Origin of the sequence: Caulifigura coniformis (assembly GCF_007745175.1) — a bacterium.
GTDB classification, from domain to species: domain Bacteria; phylum Planctomycetota; class Planctomycetia; order Planctomycetales; family Planctomycetaceae; genus Caulifigura; species Caulifigura coniformis.
In genome coordinates, this window is record NZ_CP036271.1 from 33,667 (window position 1) to 51,911 (window position 18,245).

The 18,245-nt window shown below is 63.0% G+C and carries 15 protein-coding genes; 6 read left to right on the forward strand and 9 right to left on the reverse strand.

All coding sequences use genetic code 11. The features are described 5' to 3' along the window. Window positions 1–100: 100 nt before the first annotated feature. From Pan44_RS00180 to metH, 3 genes are all read right to left on the reverse strand, one after another. A complete protein-coding gene (locus Pan44_RS00180) occupies window positions 101–484 on the reverse strand; it encodes a type II toxin-antitoxin system death-on-curing family toxin (RefSeq protein WP_145025967.1) in 384 nt (127 codons plus the stop codon). After that, on the reverse strand, window positions 481–675 hold the full coding sequence (locus Pan44_RS00185; RefSeq protein ID WP_145025970.1) for a hypothetical protein: 195 nt from the start codon (window positions 673–675) through the stop codon (window positions 481–483). Before Pan44_RS00185 ends, Pan44_RS00180 begins: the two co-directional genes overlap by 4 nt. An 81-nt stretch (window positions 676–756) precedes the next feature. Beyond that, window positions 757–4,500: a methionine synthase gene (metH, locus tag Pan44_RS00190; protein ID WP_145025973.1), complete on the reverse strand. Its 3,744-nt coding sequence runs from the start codon at window positions 4,498–4,500 to the stop codon at window positions 757–759. Between the two features lie 162 nt (window positions 4,501–4,662). Between metH and Pan44_RS00195 the strand changes: the two genes are divergently transcribed. Beyond that, window positions 4,663–5,136, forward strand: a complete 474-nt coding sequence (locus Pan44_RS00195) for a carboxymuconolactone decarboxylase family protein (protein ID WP_145025978.1) — start codon at window positions 4,663–4,665, stop codon at window positions 5,134–5,136. Between the two features lie 13 nt (window positions 5,137–5,149). On the opposite strand, the gene Pan44_RS00200 is transcribed toward Pan44_RS00195, so the two are convergent. Together Pan44_RS00200 and Pan44_RS00205 are read right to left on the reverse strand one after the other, a co-directional pair. Continuing rightward, window positions 5,150–7,075 carry a hypothetical protein gene (locus Pan44_RS00200; protein ID WP_145025981.1) on the reverse strand — a complete coding sequence of 642 codons (1,926 nt, stop codon included), beginning with the start codon at window positions 7,073–7,075 and terminating at the stop codon, window positions 5,150–5,152. 90 nt (window positions 7,076–7,165) lie between these two features. Then, window positions 7,166–8,128, reverse strand: coding sequence for a hypothetical protein (locus tag Pan44_RS00205; RefSeq protein WP_145025984.1), 963 nt, complete (start codon window positions 8,126–8,128; stop codon window positions 7,166–7,168). Between the two features lie 728 nt (window positions 8,129–8,856). Between Pan44_RS00205 and Pan44_RS00210 the strand changes: the two genes are divergently transcribed. Further along, a complete protein-coding gene (locus tag Pan44_RS00210) occupies window positions 8,857–9,483 on the forward strand; it encodes a helix-turn-helix domain-containing protein (protein WP_145025987.1) in 627 nt (208 codons plus the stop codon). Between the two features lie 36 nt (window positions 9,484–9,519). On the opposite strand, the gene Pan44_RS00215 is transcribed toward Pan44_RS00210, so the two are convergent. Next, window positions 9,520–10,173 carry a thermonuclease family protein gene (locus Pan44_RS00215; RefSeq protein WP_145025990.1) on the reverse strand — a complete coding sequence of 218 codons (654 nt, stop codon included), beginning with the start codon at window positions 10,171–10,173 and terminating at the stop codon, window positions 9,520–9,522. On the opposite strand from Pan44_RS00215, the gene Pan44_RS00220 reads away from it, so the two are divergent. Continuing rightward, complete coding sequence (locus tag Pan44_RS00220; protein ID WP_197453716.1) at window positions 10,163–11,032, forward strand: hypothetical protein; 870 nt, start codon at window positions 10,163–10,165, stop codon at window positions 11,030–11,032. The two genes, Pan44_RS00215 and Pan44_RS00220, sit on opposite strands and share 11 nt — an antisense overlap. On the opposite strand, the gene Pan44_RS00225 is transcribed toward Pan44_RS00220, so the two are convergent. Continuing rightward, window positions 11,007–11,339, reverse strand: coding sequence for a hypothetical protein (locus Pan44_RS00225; protein ID WP_145025996.1), 333 nt, complete (start codon window positions 11,337–11,339; stop codon window positions 11,007–11,009). The two genes, Pan44_RS00220 and Pan44_RS00225, sit on opposite strands and share 26 nt — an antisense overlap. A 120-nt stretch (window positions 11,340–11,459) precedes the next feature. Between Pan44_RS00225 and Pan44_RS00230 the strand changes: the two genes are divergently transcribed. Next, entirely contained in the window at window positions 11,460–12,302 is an 843-nt protein-coding gene (locus Pan44_RS00230; RefSeq protein WP_145025999.1) for a sugar phosphate isomerase/epimerase family protein, read from the forward strand. A gap of 78 nt (window positions 12,303–12,380) precedes the next feature. Then, a complete protein-coding gene (locus tag Pan44_RS00235; RefSeq protein ID WP_145026002.1) occupies window positions 12,381–13,640 on the forward strand; it encodes a serine hydroxymethyltransferase in 1,260 nt (419 codons plus the stop codon). Window positions 13,641–14,051: 411 nt separating this feature from the next. Here Pan44_RS00235 and Pan44_RS00240 read toward each other — a convergent pair whose 3' ends face one another. Together Pan44_RS00240 and Pan44_RS00245 are read right to left on the reverse strand one after the other, a co-directional pair. Beyond that, the gene (locus tag Pan44_RS00240) at window positions 14,052–16,715 is read right to left on the reverse strand and encodes a c-type cytochrome (RefSeq protein WP_145026005.1); all 2,664 of its coding nucleotides are present in this window, start codon (window positions 16,713–16,715) and stop codon (window positions 14,052–14,054) included. A gap of 217 nt (window positions 16,716–16,932) precedes the next feature. Beyond that, on the reverse strand, window positions 16,933–17,547 hold the full coding sequence (locus Pan44_RS00245; RefSeq protein ID WP_145026008.1) for a class I SAM-dependent methyltransferase: 615 nt from the start codon (window positions 17,545–17,547) through the stop codon (window positions 16,933–16,935). A gap of 202 nt (window positions 17,548–17,749) precedes the next feature. Between Pan44_RS00245 and Pan44_RS00250 the strand changes: the two genes are divergently transcribed. Beyond that, on the forward strand, window positions 17,750–18,127 hold the full coding sequence (locus Pan44_RS00250) for an HPF/RaiA family ribosome-associated protein (protein WP_145026011.1): 378 nt from the start codon (window positions 17,750–17,752) through the stop codon (window positions 18,125–18,127). The last annotated feature ends 118 nt before the right edge of the window (window positions 18,128–18,245 follow it).

Genomic DNA, 18,245 nt, shown 5'->3' on the forward strand with positions numbered 1-18,245 from the left:
CTCAAGCACTCGGGGCAGCCCTGCCCATTCCTATTTAGACAAACGAAGTCGCGTCACGCCAGTCAAAAACGATTCCAACGCCAGGAATCGAGTTCCAATGTCAGACGAGGACGTGCGTCGTGATCCATTCCACCAGCTCTTCACGAGACGTCTGACCTGCGGCGATCGCCAGCGCGATTCTCACTCCGTCCTCCGTAAGAAACCGCAGCGGAACGTCATTGAGCAGCAGGAAGGTGCGCATCGCGGCCCATCCGACCCGCTTGTTGCCATCCACAAACGGGTGGTTGTTCATGAGCGAGAACCCGAGCGAGGCAGCCTTTTCAATGACGGTCGGATAGAGATCCCGCCCTCCAAATGACATCCGCGGCTGGGCAACCGCGGAGTCGAGCAGAGCCACATCTCTCAACCCGGGCAGCCCGCCGTTGGCGGCCAGCGCCGCTCGGTGAATGAAGAGGACCTCAGCTTGCGTGAGGTACTGGATCACGCCAGGTGCCGCAGGATTTCGGCGTCGTCTTGAAAGACCTGTTTGACCGCTTCGGCAACCTCGGGCGACGGATCGAATTCAGTCTCCAGCGTGGCCCAATCCACGGGGCGGGTCACCTTCTCCGCCGCAGAATCATCCACGACTCCGTTGGTCGGAAGCGTGTGTTGCGCGGCCTTGACCTGTGAAGACATGTGGAACGTCGATGAACTGGGGAAGGGCGACAATCAAGTCGATGCTTCGATCACCATCCAGCCAAAGTATATGCGGCGGCTTTACGCGTCATACCCCAGATTCGGCATCAGCCACTTCTCCACCTCTGCGATGCTGACGTCCTTCCGCTTCGCGTAATCCTCCACCTGGTCCCGCGTCAGGCGATCGACCGCGAAGTAGCGGCATTCCGGATGCGCGAAATACAGACCGCTCACGCTCGAGGCGGGCCACATCGCGAAACTGTCGGTCAACTGGATGCCGGCGGCCTGTTCCGCGTTCAGCAGGTCGAACAGCGGCCGCTTCAGCGTGTGGTCCGGGCACGCGGGATAGCCAAACGCCGGCCGGATGCCGCGATACTCTTCCTCGACCATTTGCTCGGTCGTCAGTCCTTCCGTCTTCCCGTAGCCCCAGTCGACTCGGGCCTGCCGGTGGAGGTATTCCGCGAACGCCTCGGCCAGCCGGTCGGCCACGGCCTTGGCCATGATCGAGTTGTAGTCGTCGTGCCTGGCCTCGAACTCACGGGCCAGTTCATCACAGCCCAGACCCGTCGTCACGGCGAAGGCGCCGATGGAATCGATCCGCCCGCTCTCGACCGGCGCGATGTAGTCGGCCAGGGACCGGAAGTCCTTCTGGCCACGTCGCTCCCACTGCTGCCGCAGCATCGGGAACCGGACGAGTTCGACGCCCGCATCGCCGACAATCTTCGGCGGCTCGCGCCACAGGACGATATCGTCGCCGATGGAACTGGCCGGCCAGAAGCCGTACACGCCTCGTGCGACGAACAGCTTCTCGCGGATGATGCGGTCCAGCAGGGTGTTGGCGTCGTCGTACAGCTTCTTCGCCTCTTCTCCCACGGCCGGGTCGTCGAAGATGCGGGGATACTTCCCTTTCAGCTCCCAGGTCATGAAGAAAGGAGACCAGTCGATATAAGGACGCAGGGTTTCAAGCGGCTGGTTCTCGAGGATCTTCGTGCCGAAGAATGCCGGTTGCGGGAGGTCGACGGCGACCCAATCGGTCGCAAAGCGGCGGGCACGCGCGTCTTCAATCGGCACGAGCGTCTGCTGCTGCCGCTGGGAAAACGCCTGGCGGTCCCGCTCCTGCTGCTCGGCGTTGTGGCGCGCGAAGTCTTCCCGCAGGTGCGCATCCAGCAGCTTCTCGACGACGGGCACCGAGAACGAAGCATCCTTCACGTGCACCACGGAGTGCCCGTACTGCGGCGCGATCTTGACGGCTGTATGCCGGGCCGAGGTTGTGGCGCCGCCGATCAGGAGCGGCAGCTTGTAGTCCTGCCGGGCCATCTCGCGGGCGACAGTCACCATTTCATCGAGCGACGGGGTAATCAGTCCGGACAGGCCGATCGCATCGGCCTTCATCTTGATCGCCGTTTCGAGAATCTTGTCGCAGGGGACCATCACGCCGAGGTCGATGACCTCGAAGTTGTTGCACCGCAGCACGACGCCGACGATGTTCTTGCCGATGTCGTGGACGTCTCCCTTCACCGTCGCGAGAACGATGGTTCCGCGGGCGCTTGGGTTCATGGCGGCGTCATCCGGCAGGAGGCCGGCCGCCTTCTCGGCATCCATGAACGGTTCGAGGTAGGCGACCGCTTTCTTCATCACGCGGGCGCTTTTGACGACCTGCGGCAGGAACATCTTCCCTTCGCCGAATAGCCCGCCGACGACCTGCATGCCGTCCATGAGGGGGCCCTGGATCACGTTCAGCGGCCGGCCGTATTTCACCCGCGCTTCTTCGGCATCTTCGTCGATGAATTCCATGATGCCCTTGAGCAGGGCATGCTGGAGGCGTTCCTCGACGGTTCCCTTCCGCCACTCCAGCGTCGTATCAACCCCTCCCTTGTCGGTCTTCTTCGCCTTGATCTGCTCGCCATATTCGATGAGCCGGTCGGTGGAGTCCGGGCGGCGGTTCAGGAGGACGTCTTCGCAGTATTCGCGAAGGACGGGATCGATCTCGTCATACACCTCGAGCTGTCCGGCGTTGACGATGCCCATGTCCAGGCCGGCGCGGATCGCGTGGTACAGGAAGCAGGCGTTCATCGCCTCACGGACCACTTCGTTGCCGCGGAAAGAGAACGAGACGTTGCTCACGCCGCCGCTCGTCTTCGCGCCCGGACAGAGTTCCTTCACACGCCGCACGGCCTCGAAGAACTCGACGGCGTAGTTGGCATGCTCGTCCATGCCGGTGCCGACGGTGAGGATGTTCGTGTCGAAGATGATGTCTTCCGGCGCGAAGCCGGCCTTCCCGGTGAGCAGGTCGTACGCCCGCTTCGAGATGGAGACCTTGTCATCGGCCGTGACGGCCTGGCCCGTTTCGTCGAACGCCATCACGACGACGGCCGCCCCGTACGAACGGACCGTCCGGGCCTGCTCGAGGAACTTCTCTTCGCCTTCTTTCAGGCTGATCGAGTTGACGACCCCCTTGCCGGCGAGGCATTTCAGGCCCGTTTCGATCACGCTGAACTTCGAGCTGTCGACCATCACCGGAACTTTGTTGACGTCCGGATCGTCCGACAGCAGATGCAGGAACCGGGTCATCTCGGCGTCGGCGTCGAGCAGACCTTCGTCCATGTTGACGTCGATCATGTTCGCCCCGCCTTCAATCTGCTGGCGGGCAACGGCGAGCGCCTCGTCGTACTTCTTCTCCTTGATCAGCCGGGCAAATTTTTTCGACCCCGTGACGTTCGTCCGCTCGCCGACGATCAGGAACGGGTTCGGCGCATCGGCGCTCGAAGGCTTCAGTTCGACAAGCTCCGTCCCGCTGTATTCCGACGAACGCGATCGCTCCGGGATCGGACGCGGCTTGATCCCTTCAATCGCCTTGCCGGCCCGAGAGATGAACTCGGGAGTCGTTCCACAGCAGCCGCCGACGATGTTGACCCAGCCGCTCGCGGCCAGCTCGCGGATCACGCCCGAGAACTCGGTCGGGTTGGAATCGAATCCGCCCAGGCCGTTGGGCATACCGGCGTTGGGATAACAGCTCGTGTAGACCGGGGCGCGCTGCGAGAGCGCCTCCATGTAGGGACGGATCTGCTTCGGTCCCAGCGAACAGTTGAGCCCGACGCTGAACATCGGCACGTGCGAGACGGCGGCCCAGAAGGCTTCGAGCGTCTGCCCGGTCAGTGTGCGGCCTCCCTGGAAGATCGTTCCGGAGACCATCACCGGAACCTTCATCCCCCGTTCTTCGAACACCTTGCCGATGGCGAACAGGCAGGCCTTCATGTTGAGGGTGTCGAACGACGTTTCCGGCAGCAGGATGTCGACGCCGCCGTCGAGCAGGCCGCGAACCTGTTCGGCATACGAATCGGCCATCTGGTCGAACGACACCTTGCGCTCGCCCGGATGCTCCGCATTGAACGACAGAAGAACGTTGGTTGGTCCGATGCTGCCCGCCACGAATCGAGGCTTGCCCGGGTTCTTCTTCGTGTAGGCGTCGGCCTCGCGTTTCGCGAGTTCCACGGCGACGCGGTTCATTTCCCGAGTCAGGTGTTCCAGTCCGAACTCCTTCAGGGTGACGCTGCTTCCCTGGAAGGTGTTTGTCTCGATGATGTCCGCCCCGGCCTCGAGGTAGTCGCGGTGGATCCCGGCGATCATCTCGGGCTGCGTCAGGCAGAGGATGTCGGTGGCGTTCTTGAGGTCGATCGGGTGATCGGCGAACCGTTTTCCCCTGTAGTCCTCATCGACCAGTCCCTTCGACATGAGCAGGGCGCCCATGGAGCCGTCGATGAGAAGAATCCGCTCGGAAAGAAGCTCCTGCAGGCGCGGCGTCACATTGTCGGAAAGCGTTGACATGTCGCAGTTTTAGGAACGTAGAACAAGACACGGCAAGCGGCAGTTGCGTTCGCCGTCCCGGATTCCATGAATCGAAAACCAGGAGCCGGTCTCCGGCGGCATTCTACGATCCCCCGCAAGCCCATGTCGGGCCGTTTCGTTCTGTTCTGGGGGAACCATTCCATGCAAGGCCGTCTGAATCCCGCTTCTCTCGCACCGGAGCCTTACCGCAAGCAGGTCGCGATGGAGACCTATCTGGCCGGCTGCGGCCTCGACCCGGTCATCAAACACCTGGTGAAGATCCGGGCGTCGCAGATCAACGGGTGTGCGTACTGCATCGACATGCACACGAAGGACGCCCGCGCGGAGGGAGAGACCGAACAGAGGATCTATGCCCTGAGCGCCTGGCGGGAAACGCCGTTTTTCACGGACCGCGAACGGGCGGCCCTCGCCTGGACGGAGGCCGTGACGCTGGTTCCGCAGGGAGTTTCCGACGAACTGTTCGAGACAACGAGCGAACACTTTCCCGAAAAAGAACTGGTCGACCTGACATGGGCCATCGCGTCGATTAACGCCTGGAACCGCATTGCCATCAGCTTCCGTTCCGTGCCGGGCGAGTATCAGTCGCCGGCGACGAAGCATGCCGCGGCGACGTGACGTTTCGCAGGATTTAACGGACGATCAGGTACGAAGCCACGCTCCACAGAGGGACGCACGCGGCCGCGCCGACGACGGCCGGCCGCAGCCAGCGGTTTGTCGCCAGGGCCTCCAGTCCGATTCCGGCCGAAACCGCAAGGCAGGGGAGGGCGCCGATCACGTAGAACGCCTTGCCAGAGGCGAAGCAGGGATTGCGGAGGTTGAAGGCGAGGTACGCGCCGAGCACGGCGATCGTCACGACGGACGCGAAGAGCGGCGCCGGCCGGGCGTCGCGACGCCGCAGGAACGGGAGGGCGACGCCGAGGATCACTCCCGCGGTCGGCAGCAGGCCCACCAGCGCGTTCGAAACGAGGAAGCGCTCGTTCCAGTGGGGGCGGTTTTCGAAGTCGCCTCCCCCCAGGTGCGCATCGAGCCACATCGAGGAATAGAAGCCGTCCCACAAGCTGCCGAAGGCCGCGTAAACCGGATGGGTCACTCCGGTCCCGAACCTCCAGAGATCGCCGGGCGAGTTGAAACCGCGGTCCTGCCACCATTTGAACGCCGCGTCCGCTCCCCACCCGCCAAGAAACGGCCTGCCGAAGTTCAGCCAGTTGCGGAAGTAGTACCAGCCGGCGATGGCGAGAATGGGGGATGTGAGAAAGAACAGGTCCTCGCAGGTCATCCAGGCCGATCGCTGTTCGATGATGCTCCGCGTCATCAGGGCGGCGACGATCAGCGCGGCCGGCACGATGGCGTTCACCTTGGCGAGAAGCGCGAGGCCGATGATCACGCCCATCAGCGTCAGTTGCTTTCCGCTGGCCCATTCCTCGGCGGCAAGGTGTTTCATCGCCAGCATCAGGGCCAGCGAGGTGAGTGCGCCCTCCAGCGCCTGGTTCCCGACGTAGTGGGAGAAGTAGACGTTCATCGGCAACAGGCCGCCGAAGAGCAGGCCGAGCGACTGCGCCAGAGGCCGGCCTGGCAGCAGCCACTTCAGTCCCCGTGCGCAGATCTCGATTTGCGCCAGTCCGCAGCCCAGGTTCATCAGCACCAGCCAGCGGAGCGCGCTGTCCATCGTCATAAAGAGCGACGCGATTTTGACCAGCACCGCTGCCAGCACATAGTAGAGCGGCGACTGGAACATCTGCAGCCCGTCGCGCGGAAGCGGAAGCGCCCCGCGTTGCAGGATGAATGTGATGTAGTCGACGTGCCCGTAGTAGTCGAAACCATCTCCCATCCAGCCTCGGGCCAGGTTGTTGATGGCCAGCAGCGTGAAGGCGGCCAGCAGTCCGAGCCGAATCCAGGTCGGCAGTGAATCGAGGACCCTCTGCTGTCGGGGCTGGTCGAGGAGGCGCGGGACGGCGACGCATCCCAGCGCGGCGCCGAGGATCAGCAGAACCGCCAGCGGCCAAAGGGAACGGAGAGCCTCGAACGACGAAGGGAATCGGGTGGCGGTTTCCGTGAGGGGTCGTGCATCGGCGGGGATGGCTGGCTTGAACCCGCCGCCGAACTCGGAGGCCTCCCAGAGGGATTCCGTCGACAGGATCGGCAGCGACTGACAGCCCACCGAGAGTGCGTTGGGAGCCCATTTGTTTGTCGCGACGACGACCAGTAGATGCGGCCCGGCCGTGAGATGGCCCAGTGGAATCGATCGCGGCGCCTTCCAGTCGCTGACGTCCGCTATCCAGCTGTCGAGTTCGTTGTCGTCGAGAACCACCTGGGCCTGAAACGGGACGCTGACTTCGATCGAGACGTCGTCGACGGGCGATTCGAGGATGAAGGACTTCTTGAAGTCGGTCGTCAGGCTGGCGTCACCGAACGGCTGCGCGGTGAAGGGGCGGTCGCAGCGGACCCACGGAGCGCCCGGGGACGAGACGAGGAAGAGTGTCCCGGGATTCGCGAGAACCCACGCCACAACGGCCACGATGACCAGGATGGCTCCGGCAGCAGCCCAACGCGCCATGTGACCCGCCCTCGCTCACACTGAACCGCAATGCGCTGTTCACTGTGAGCGATCCGGGGCGAATGTTCCATCGAGACCGGAAGCCCTGGATTACTTCTTGCGACCGAACATCTTCCGCCAGCTGCGGTCGTCCCCTTCCAGCTCGCCGGCGACGGGGGGAGGGAGCTTGAACTCGTCGCTGGCGAAGCCCAGCTTGCGGGCCTGTACTTCCAGCTTGTGACGATCCTGTTTCAGCCGGTTCTGTTCGCGGGCCAGTCGCGCCCGCTCGAGCGCCATATCGCATTCCTCGCGTCGAAGGTGCTCGCGGTAATCGGCCTCGAGCTGCTCCAGGCGGGTGCGCAGCTCTTCGGGGGCATTGTTCATGGCCTCCCAGTTGGCAGGTCCCTGCATCTCGAGCGCCCGCAGACGCTGCGTCAGATAGGCGATGTAGCGGTCGCGGACCTCGACCGCATCGATCAGCACGACATGCTCGGCCGTATCAACGTCGATCGGGTCCGGGTAGCTGATGTCTCCCAGCGAGATCGGCGGCTCGGCCTGTGAGGCGGCCGGTGCGGTGCTCGATTCCCCGAACGACATGTCGCCGAGCAGCTTCCGCTTCGCCTCTTCCCAGGCTGCGTCGGAGTTGTCCGGTTCCTTGATCGGAGCCGTGGGAGTTTCGAATCCGTTGAAGCTGGGCGCGGCGGGAGCGGCGATTCCGCGCTGGACGATTTCTTCGATGCGCTGTTCGATGCGGTTCCAGAGGTCGAACGGCTGCTGCTGATCCCAGGAATCGAGCCATTGGCTCACCCGGTCGTTGACGTAGCGCTGCTCTTCGACAAACTCGCCCGCAACTCCGCCCGTTGCCGCTGCCGTGCGTCCGCCGCGGTCTCCTCCTTCACGGTGAATCCGGTCGAGTTGGTCGACCGCCTGCTCCAGCTGGGACGTCAGCGCGTGAATGAGGTCTTCTTTGTCCTGCAGCTCGGCGGTCAGTTCAGCAACCTGCACGCGCGTGTCCACCTGGTCTTCGTCCCAGGCGTCCTCGACGGCCGAGTCTGACTGATGCTGGCGATCCATTTCCTACCCACTCCGTAAATTCGAACCAAAACGCGCTCGCTCCATGGAGCCTAGGTCGAAACGCGGGTCGTGGAGGTGGAAACTGTCGTTCCAGTCGGATCAGGGCGAGGAATGCCTCGGGTTGTAGCGATTCCGCAACATGTCGATTCAATCGTTTCGCGGGGCGGGTCGGTGGAAGCCCGATTCGGGTGGTTGCTGTCGGAGATGTTGCAGCCCCGGAGACATCCACTGCCGGCACAGTTCCGTGATCGGAACGTTTCTTCGCGCCGCTTCAAACCGGACGCGTTTCCAGTCCTCAAGCGGAAGGAAGATGGAAATCTGCTTCTGAAGTGATCGGCTGGCCACGCTCTTGCTTCCTTTTTATGAAACAAAATGGAACAATGTGGAGGCGGCATTCCGGGCTCGGGTCAGGTCCCGGGCCTGGTCTTGTTCGGCGGGTTGCGCCTCGGCCGTGCGGGTCGTCGAGTGGTCGGTTGCCTTTCGATTTTTGCAGGGGAGTTGGGGTTTTCCTCGTTCCGATCGAACGGGGGAAGATCCCAGATGTCCCCTTTCGGACAAACGGGAGGAGCCACAGGTCCCAGGGACTCATCCCAGGAAAATCTCGTGATTCGAACCATTTTCAGTACCCGCCCGACAGTTTTTGTGATGAAATGGACCTCGTGTTCTCAAAAATAAATCAAAGTGGAACATAACGCAACAATTTGGTGCCAAGATTTGTCGTTCCCCGCATGACTGACGAACACCTTTCCCTCTCTGTGACCGAATTGGCTGCCCGTGTCCGCCGGGAGCGGATGCATCGCGGCTGGGACGTCGTCGAACTCGAACGGCGCTCGGGGATCGGGCGCACCACGCTCTATCACCTCGAGAAAGGGCATACGCAGCGCGTCCGCTCGTCGACCCTGGCCGCAATCGCCAGGGCGTTCGAGATGGAGGCCGGCCAGCTGATGGGCGCAGGGGATGATCCCCGCGCGGTCGAGCGCCGGCTGTCGGCCGAGTTTGACCGCGCCACCAACCCCGCCGTGGCCGAAGTGGCGCGCGAACGGCCGGAGGTGTTCGAAGGCTGGACGCAGGACGACTGGGAGGAGATCAACAGCCAGTTCGGAGTCGGCGGGCAGTTGACACCGCTCGGCGCCCTGAAGGCGGCCGAAGCGATCAACGAGAAGCGGGAAACTGTTCGCCAGCTGCAGGTCGTGCTGGAAACGCACCTGCGCGAAGTGGCCCGCGAAGTGATCGAAACCTTCTACCGCATGGTGCAGGCGACGTCGGCCAACGCCCCTTCCGCGGCCGCGATGAAAGAAATGGCGGATCGACTCGGCCAGCAGCTGCCAGCGGTCGGAGACCGGCCCGCCCGGTGAATCGTCCGGCCGGACAACGCTCTCTCCTCCCGAGGTTTACCTCTGCGAGCGAACCGGCTTTGAATCGGGCCGCGAATTCGATCCTCCGTCCTTCGCGGGGAGCGACCACAGGCCGATCCGCTTCGAGCGAGCCCGCACTTCGGCCGCTTCGAACAACTTCTTGCGGTCGGAGCGATAGGGGTGGCGCGTGACGGCCTGGCTGAAGCCTTCTTCGATCAGCGTCTCGTTCAGCATCCGGCCATCGATGTAGACGTACGCCAGCGTCCGCCCGTAGTCGTCGACCCGTTCCCTGTCGTACTCGAGGGTCACATCCTTTCCCTCGACCAGCCGCCGGGTGAAGTCGGCCGCTTCGTAGCCGAGAGGTTCTGCCGGCATGTCGTCGTGCGGGATTTCGGGCGTATTGACTCCCAGCAGCCGGACTCGGATTCCGTTGTCCAGCAGCAGGGTGTCGCCATCGACGACGCGCTTCACGTGGAAGGAGTTCTCCGCGGGCTGCGGCGCGCCGACCTGGCCCGGAACGGGCGCGGGAACAGGAGCTGGCGCGGGGGCCGGGCCGGGGCCCTGTCGCTGCTGGTTGAGATAGTTCAGCCCCAGGATCACCAGCACGGCGATGATGGTCAGGGCGGAGCTTCGAGGTCGCGAGCGGCGAACCACGGAGCCGCCGCTGCGAGGAAAGCCGATGCCGGACATGGAGAACGCTCAATCGAAAGGTGGAGACGCGGAGATCGGCCACAGGTGGCTTAAGGTAGGCCATCCCGCGGTCTGCGAGGAATCCCGTTCGCCGCTCAGGAAGCGGTTCTGTCCCGTTCCCGGCACGTTCCTACAATCGGGCATGAACTATCTGGCCCACGCTCTCAGGTTTCTTGACCGGCCCTATTACGTTGCCGGCGCGTGCCTACCCGATCTCCTTTCGGTCGCGGACCGTGGCGTCCGGCTGCGATCGCGGCGTGTCGAGCCGATGATCCCCCTGGCCGGCGTGGACGAGGCCGAGTTGTACCGCGGCGTGCTGCAGCACCTTCACGACGACGACTGGTTCCATGCGACGCGCGGCTTCGCGGAGGTCACGGGCGACATCGCGGTGCTGTTCCGGAAGGCGATCGGGACGGAGCATCCCACGCCATGCAGTTTTCTCGGGCACATCGTGATGGAGATGCTGCTCGATTCCGTGCTGATCGAGCGGCATCCCGATGCGCTGGACCGGTTTTATGCCGCAATGGAGGAGGTTGATCCGCAGCGCATTCAGGCTGCGGTCAATCAGTGTGCCCGGCAGCCGACCGAGCGGCTCGCCCCCCTTCTTCCACAGTTCAACGCCGAGCGGTTCCTGTTCGACTACGCCAGCGCGGAAGGCCTTGCCTACCGGCTGAACCAGGTGCTCAGGCGGGTCCGGCTGACACCTCTCGACGAGACTGCGATTGGCGCCATTACGTCCGCGCGGGACGTTGTCGAAGCGAAGATTGACCAGCTGCTGCCACCGTCGCTTTTTGTCCCTGAACCAGTCACGTCGCGGGTGGCCTCTGCTTCGCTTATCTCAGCCCGCCCCGGTACATGATCTGTCCATCCGCCACGACCGTCAGTTGGCCGTCCTTGCGCGTGACGGCGATTGCGCGGGCCGACTGATTGATCTGGGTGATGACCTTTTCCCCCAGGAGGACCCTGCCGGGCTCGACCACCACCTTCTTCAGCCCCAGTGATATGGTGCAGGTGTCCGCAGTGTTTCGGGCAGTGACCCACAGCGTATCGCTGGTGACGTCCAGCGTACGGCCCGACGGCAGACTGCATCCACAGGAAGCCGCCTCGGCCAGCGATCCTGCAGCACACAGCACAGCTCCAGCAACCACGGCGTACAACCGATTCATCGCGAGCTCCTTCCCTGGATTGACAAAGGGGGCTCCGAACATGATTACACAGTATTCCAGACGGCCTCAAGCCGGATTTCTCTGCCGCTTCCGTCGCTCGCGTCACAGGACATTGCCCCCATGAAATACGGCCTGAACCTGCTGCTCTGGACGACTTCCGTCGACGATTCGCTCGCGCCGCTCCTCGAGCAGATCAAGGGCTGGGGCTACGACGGCGTCGAACTGCCGATGTTCGAGTTCGAAAAGAAGAACTACGAAGCCGTCGGCAAGCGGCTCAAATCGCTCGGCCTGGGCGCGACGGCCGTCACCATCTGCACCGACGACGAAAACCCGATCTCCCCGGATGCCAAGATCCGCGATGCCGGCCTGGCCCGCCTGAAGAAGGCGATCGACATGTGCGCCGCCTCCGGCGCCACGCATCTCTGCGGCCCGATCCACTCTGCCATCGGCGCCTTTTCCGGCTCGGGGCCCACTCCCAGCGAATGGAAATGGGGCCAGGAGACGCTCGCGAAGGCCGCTGACTACGCCAAGTCGAACAACGTCACGCTCGTCTGCGAATACCTCAACCGGTTCGAGTGTTACTTCCTCAACTGCGCCGAGGATGCCGCACGGTTCTGCCGCGAAGTGAACCACCCCAACCTGAAGATGATGTACGACACCTTCCACGCGAACATCGAAGAGAAGGACGTGTCGAAAGCGATCAAGGTGTGCGCCGACCAGTGCGTCCACGTCCACATTTCGGAGAACGACCGTTCCACCCCCGGCGAAGGCCAGGTCGCCTGGGACGAAACGTTCGCCGCCCTCAAGGAAACGAAGTACGACGGCTGGATGGTCATCGAAGCCTTCGGCCTCGCCCTGCCGGCCATCGCCGCCGCCACCAAGATCTGGCGGCGAATGTTCCCCAGTGAAGAACACCTTGCGACCAAAGGCCTCGCGTTCATGAAGAGCCGCGTCGGCAAGTGATTCCCAAAGGCTGGGTCTTTGACCCAGCGAGTTCCCTGTGAGCACGCTCGCAGTTTTTTGTCACCAGGATTTTGATTGATGTCCGCTCAGGAAAAGCCGTTTCCCGCCCTCGCCAAGTCTGACAGCGAAGTCCTCGCCGCGATTCGCCGCGAGGAAGGCCGCCAGGTCGAAGGTCTCGAGCTGATCGCCTCCGAGAACTACACCAGCGCCGCCGTGATGGAAGCAGCCGGCACGGTGCTGACCAACAAGTACGCCGAAGGCTACCCCGGCCGGCGGTACTACGGCGGCTGCGAGTTCGTCGATGAAGTCGAAAACCTCGCCCGCGACCGCCTGAAGAAACTGTTCGGCGCCGAGCATGTGAACGTGCAGCCGCACGCCGGATCGCAGGCCAACATGGCCGCCTACATGTCGGTCCTGAACGTCGGCGACACCATCCTCACGATGGATCTCGCCCACGGCGGACACCTCACACACGGCATGTCGCTGAACTTCTCCGGCAAGCTCTATAAAGTCGTCCACTACGGGGTGCGTGAAGACAATCACCGCATCGACTTCGACAAGGTCGCCCGGCTCGCCAAAGAGCACAAACCGAAGATGATCGTGGCGGGAGCCAGCGCCTACCCGCGCGAGATCGACCACTCTAAGTTCGCTGAGATCGCGAAGGAAAACGGCGCGCTGTTGATGGTCGACATGGCCCACTACTCGGGCCTCGTCGCCGGCGGCGTCCACAACAGCCCGGTCCCTCACGCCGACTTCGTCACGACCACGACGCACAAAACCCTCCGCGGACCAAGGTCGGGCGTCGTGATGTGCAGGGAGCAGTTCGCGAAGGATGTCGACAAGACGGTGTTCCCCGGACTGCAGGGGGGACCGCTCATGCACATCATCGCCGCCAAGGCCGTCTGCTTCGGCGAAGCGCTCCAGCCCAGCTTCAAGGCGTATGCCCAGCAGATCGTCGCCAACGCGAAGACGCTGGCCGAGACGCTCATGTCCGGCGGCATCAAGCTCGCATCGGGCGGAACGGACAACCACCTGATGCTCTGCGACGTGACGACGATCGGCCTCTCGGGCAAGATCGCCGAGCAGGCCCTCGACCGGGCGGCGATCACGGTCAACAAGAACATGATCCCCTACGACCAGCGGAAGCCGCTCGATCCCAGCGGCATCCGCATCGGCACGGCCGCCCTCACGACCCGCGGCATGAAGGAAGCCGAGATGAAGAAGGTTGGCCAGTGGATCCTCGAGGTCCTCAAGTCGCCCGAGGATGCCGCGGTCACGACCCGCATCCGCGGCGAGATCGCCACCTTCGCGAAGGCCTTCCCCGTTCCCGGGCTGTAAGGTGTTCTGCCTGTCGATCTCAACAAGCCGACTCGGCAATCGAGTCGGCTTGTTTCGTTTCAAGCCCCGCAGGGGCGGCACGATTTAGCCGTGAGCGTCAGCTCACGGTGCAGTCGCGCCTCGACAACAAAGCCCCTCAGGGGCGACACACGATCGGGCAGCGAGGTCGAGGCATGTAATCAGCCCCACTCAGAACGCTCGTCAAAATCGATTCCATGCCGTTCCCTCTGAAGGTCAATCTGCCTGGCTCGCAATCCCTCCGTGTCGCCCGTCTCGGGGCTGACTGACACTCCATAAAAAGAGCCGGGTGCGTCAGCACCCGGCTATGCAGTGTCGCTCCTGCGGAGCTTCTTCAGTTTCACCGCAGCCGAGTGAATCCACCTCGGCTGCGGCGGTTCTCGATAGCAACCGTTACTTCCCTGCCGCAGAGCCTTCAAACAGAGCGCTCTGCGGGTTGCCGCCCGATTTCAGGTAGGCCATCAGGTCGAGAATCTCGTCCTTCGTCAGCGTGTCGAGCAGACCTTCGGGCATCATCGACGTCTTTGACACCTGGCTCTCTTCGACCTCGCTCCGCTTCACGGCCACGATCGAATCGGGGTCGTACATATTCGTCAGCACCATCAGGTTGTCGCCGTTGAGGTTGATGACGCGGCCTTCGATGACCCGTCCATCCGCCATCTGGAACTGCATCTTCTCATACTGGTCGGAAACCACCTTGCTCGGCTGGATAACCGACTCGAGCAGGTTGAGGTTGCTGAACCGTCCGGCCACGCCGGTGAGGTCCGGGCCCGTCGAGCCCCCTTCCAGCTTCACGCGGTGACACTTGAAGCAGTTCGCGGCAGAGAACAGCTCGCGCCCCTTCTCGAAATTGCGGTGTTCCAGCTTGTTGTCGAGATCGGCGACGAGTTCTTCCACCTTCCACTTCTGCACGAAGGGCCGCGGCGGACCGCTGGCGGCCGGGTCGGCCGCTTCGAACTTCGTCTCGATCACGTCCTTCAGGGCGACCTTTTCCCCGTCGTTGAGCGAATCGATCGCTCCCTGGCGGATGTTGCGAATGAAGCCGATGAACGACTTCCCGCCGCGTGAGGACGCCAGTTTGTTGAACCAGCCGAAGTACGCCTTCCGATCCGCTTCCGTCCAGTCGGCCTTCAGTTCCATCAGGGACAGCAGATACGAGATCTGCTCTTCCTGGGTGAGGGACTTGTCGAGCAGGGCCAGCGTCCGCTTCACCACTCCCGGCGCTTCGAGGTAGACGAGCTGTTTGCACAGCTCGAGGTTCACGCGTCCGCTCGGGCTGGGGTACTGGCCGTCGAGCTTCGCGAGCACCGACTTCCGCGACTCGTCGCTCCCTTTTCCAAGCCGGATGAAGACGAGCTGGTATGCCCGCAGCAGGTCGACCCGCGCCGGATCGCTGATCTGCTTCCAGCCCACGCGGTTGAGCGCTTCGATGGCCTTCGCATGATGCTCGGGCTTTCCATTGCGCGCGAGGGCGATGATCGCCTGCGTCGTCGCCACGGGGTTTTCTTCGGCCAGCGCCCGGTCGGCCCACCATTCGACCGGCTGATGCTCGATCGCGATGCGGGCGGCGTAGCGGATAGCGCGATCCGGATGTGCGAGATAAGGCCAGGCCAGGTCGACGGTGTATTTCGACTGGGCTCCATGCAGACGCTCCAGCGAGTATCGAAGCTCGCGGAGTTCCCGCCCTTCATCATTCGCGATCGGCGCGGCCGGGGCCGTGGATTCCGACCCGGTGTACGTCAGGCGGTACAGGCCCGACTGCGTCTTCCGACCACCGATCGCCACGTACATGGAGCCATCCGGATGGATGACCATGTCGGTCACGGGGAGCGGCTGTGCGAGTGCGAACTTCTCCGCTTCGCCGGTATAGCTCGAACCGTCCGGAGTCATGTGGACGGCATAGATCGTCCCATAGCTCCAGTCGCTGATGTACAGCGCCCGTTGATACTTCTCGGGAAACCGGGCTCCCGTTCCGAAGGTCACGCCCGTCGGCGAGCCCGGGCCGATATCGACCACCGAGCCCAGGCTGTCCGGATAGTCGGCCGGCCACTTACCCGTGCCGCTGCGCCACCCGAATTCACTTCCGCTCGTGGCGTGATTCACGCGGGTGGGCCGGTACCACGGACTGCCGACATCCCATTCCATATCGGCGTCGTAGGTGAACAGTTCGCCATCGGGATTGAACGCCATGTCGTACTGGTTGCGGTAACCCGAGCTGACCATTTCCACACGCTTCGCTTCCGGATCGGTGCGGAGGATGTATCCGCCGGGAGCCATTCGGCCGCGCGCATGTCCTGTCGCATCCCACAGGCGGGTCAACAGGAAATCCTCTCCCCAGTTTCGGGGGACGAGGGAGGAGTCGAGCTGTTTCGGCACTTCCGTGTGGTTGCCGGCGGCGAGATACAGCGACTTGCCGTCGGGCGAGAGAATCACCGCGTGCGGGCCGTGTTCACCGAGTGGTCCCTGGAACTCGATCAGCAGCGTGAGCTTGTCGAACTTGTCGTCGCCGTCGGTGTCCTGCAGGCGGTAGAGACCGGGCCCCTGGAAGTTGGCGTCCTTCTTTCGTCCCGTGTTCACCATCACGTACAGGCTGTCGAAGGCATACAGCAGCCCCTGCGCCATGCCGATATCGAGCGATTCGGCAATCGGTTCAACGGTGAACTCCACGGGCGAGACGCCCGGAGCGCTGACCGTGCTGCGGTACAGCTTGCCGTACTGGTCGCAGGTGATCAGGCGTCCCTTGTTGTCAACGCACATTGACACCCATGACCCCTGCGTTTCCGCAGGCACGGAGTACAGCAGCTCGGCCTTGAAGCCGGGAAGCAGCTTGATCTTGTCGACCGGAGTCGCCGCGATCACGGGAGAATCAACCGCCTTGACCGGAGGCTTGGCGGCGGCCGGATCGGCAGCGGGCTTGTCCTTCTTCGCCTCAGCAGCGCGCTCGGCGCGTCGGGCCGCTCGCTTGGGTTCCTGGCCGAACGAAGGCGGCGTCAGGCTGGCGGTCAGACACGCGCCGGCAGCCAGACAGGCCAGGTAACTGTTTACTCGTCGAAGCATCTCTGGTCCTCTGTGAGCGCAGGGAGCACATGATCGATGACCGCACGTGATTACGTGGGTCCATCATGATCGCGACCGCGCCCGCGGGCAATCGACCTCGAGGACCGGCAGAAACCAGAGCATCTTCAATGCTGGTATTCCGGGTTCTGCAGGCGATGAACGGACAAACGCGAATCGCGAACTGTTCAATTGCCTGCACAGGAGCCATGAAAATGGCCTAAACGGCGATCAGGCCTTCCTCAGGCTGCACGACCTTGGAAGCGGCGCCCGCTTCCTTGACCCAGCGATACACCCAGAGCGGCGGAATGTTGAGCAATTCAAACTCCTCGTCCGGATCTCCCATCAGGCCGCGGGCCAGCTGCTTCACCCGGGAACGGAGCTGATAGGCGACGAATCGCCCCCCCGGCGCCAGCGTGTTCCAGACGCATTGCAGGATCGATTGCCCGGCCGCTGCGGGAATCGTCGAAAAGGGAATCCCCGAGAAGACAACTTCCGCCGACGCGAGCCCATGTTGCGCGAGGATCTCCGGAAGATCTTCAGCACTTCCGTGGTGGACGGTCAGCCGGTCGTCGCCGATCGCCCTGAGAGGCCGGATGAAATCGGGATTCAGCTCCACGGCGATGAGGCGTGCCGTCGACGGAAGTTCGCGCAGGATGGCTCGTGTTGTGCCACCGATGCCCGGGCCGAGTTCGATGATGACGGAATCTTCACCCAGCCCCCCCAGCCTCACGATGCGTGACTCCAGGAACCGCGAGCTGGGAATGAAGGTTCCCAGTTCTGCAGGGCGATGGAGGAACTCTCGTAGGAATGTGATCGGAGGGGTGAGAGGCATGCGAAGTCCGTTCCTGGGGGCACTTGCCCGAACAGCAATTTGAATGCCCGATTGGCAAGTGGAGAAGGGGAGCAATCCCTATTTTGGCCAAATCGAATGCGCATTCGAACTGTCAAGAATCCGTCCATGATCCGCGTCCCCCGCCTGTCCGTATTGCGTAGAATCAGACGCACTGAGTTCCAAACCTCGAGAGGATTCCGAGATGGCAGTTTTTCTCCGTACCGACAATCACCTCAATGGGGGCGAGCGACTCGCCAAGTTTGTCGAATCCGTCGCCGAAGGAGCGGTTGAACACGTCAAAGACCAGGTGACGCGCGTCGATGTTTACCTGGGGGACGAGAACAGTGCGGCCAAGAGCAGCGACAATGAATTCCGCTGCTCGATGGAAGCGCGCATCGGCGGACTGAAGCCCTTCGCCGTGACGCACCACGCGGGCAGCATCGACGACGCCGTCCGTGGCGCGGCCGACAAGCTTCAGCAGTCGATCCACAGCACCATCGAAAAGATCGGCCAGAAGAAAGGCCGCATGTCGTATGCGGGTGACCCGGATGCGGCCGTCGATCTGACGGCTCCGCAGTAAGGAATGCTCTGGTCTTGCGGGGAATGACGATTCCCCGCAATGCCAGGCGCGGGCGAACATTCCGGGCAACGCTTTCGACTTCACGGGCCAGACGCGGGTTTTCTTGAGATCACCTGTG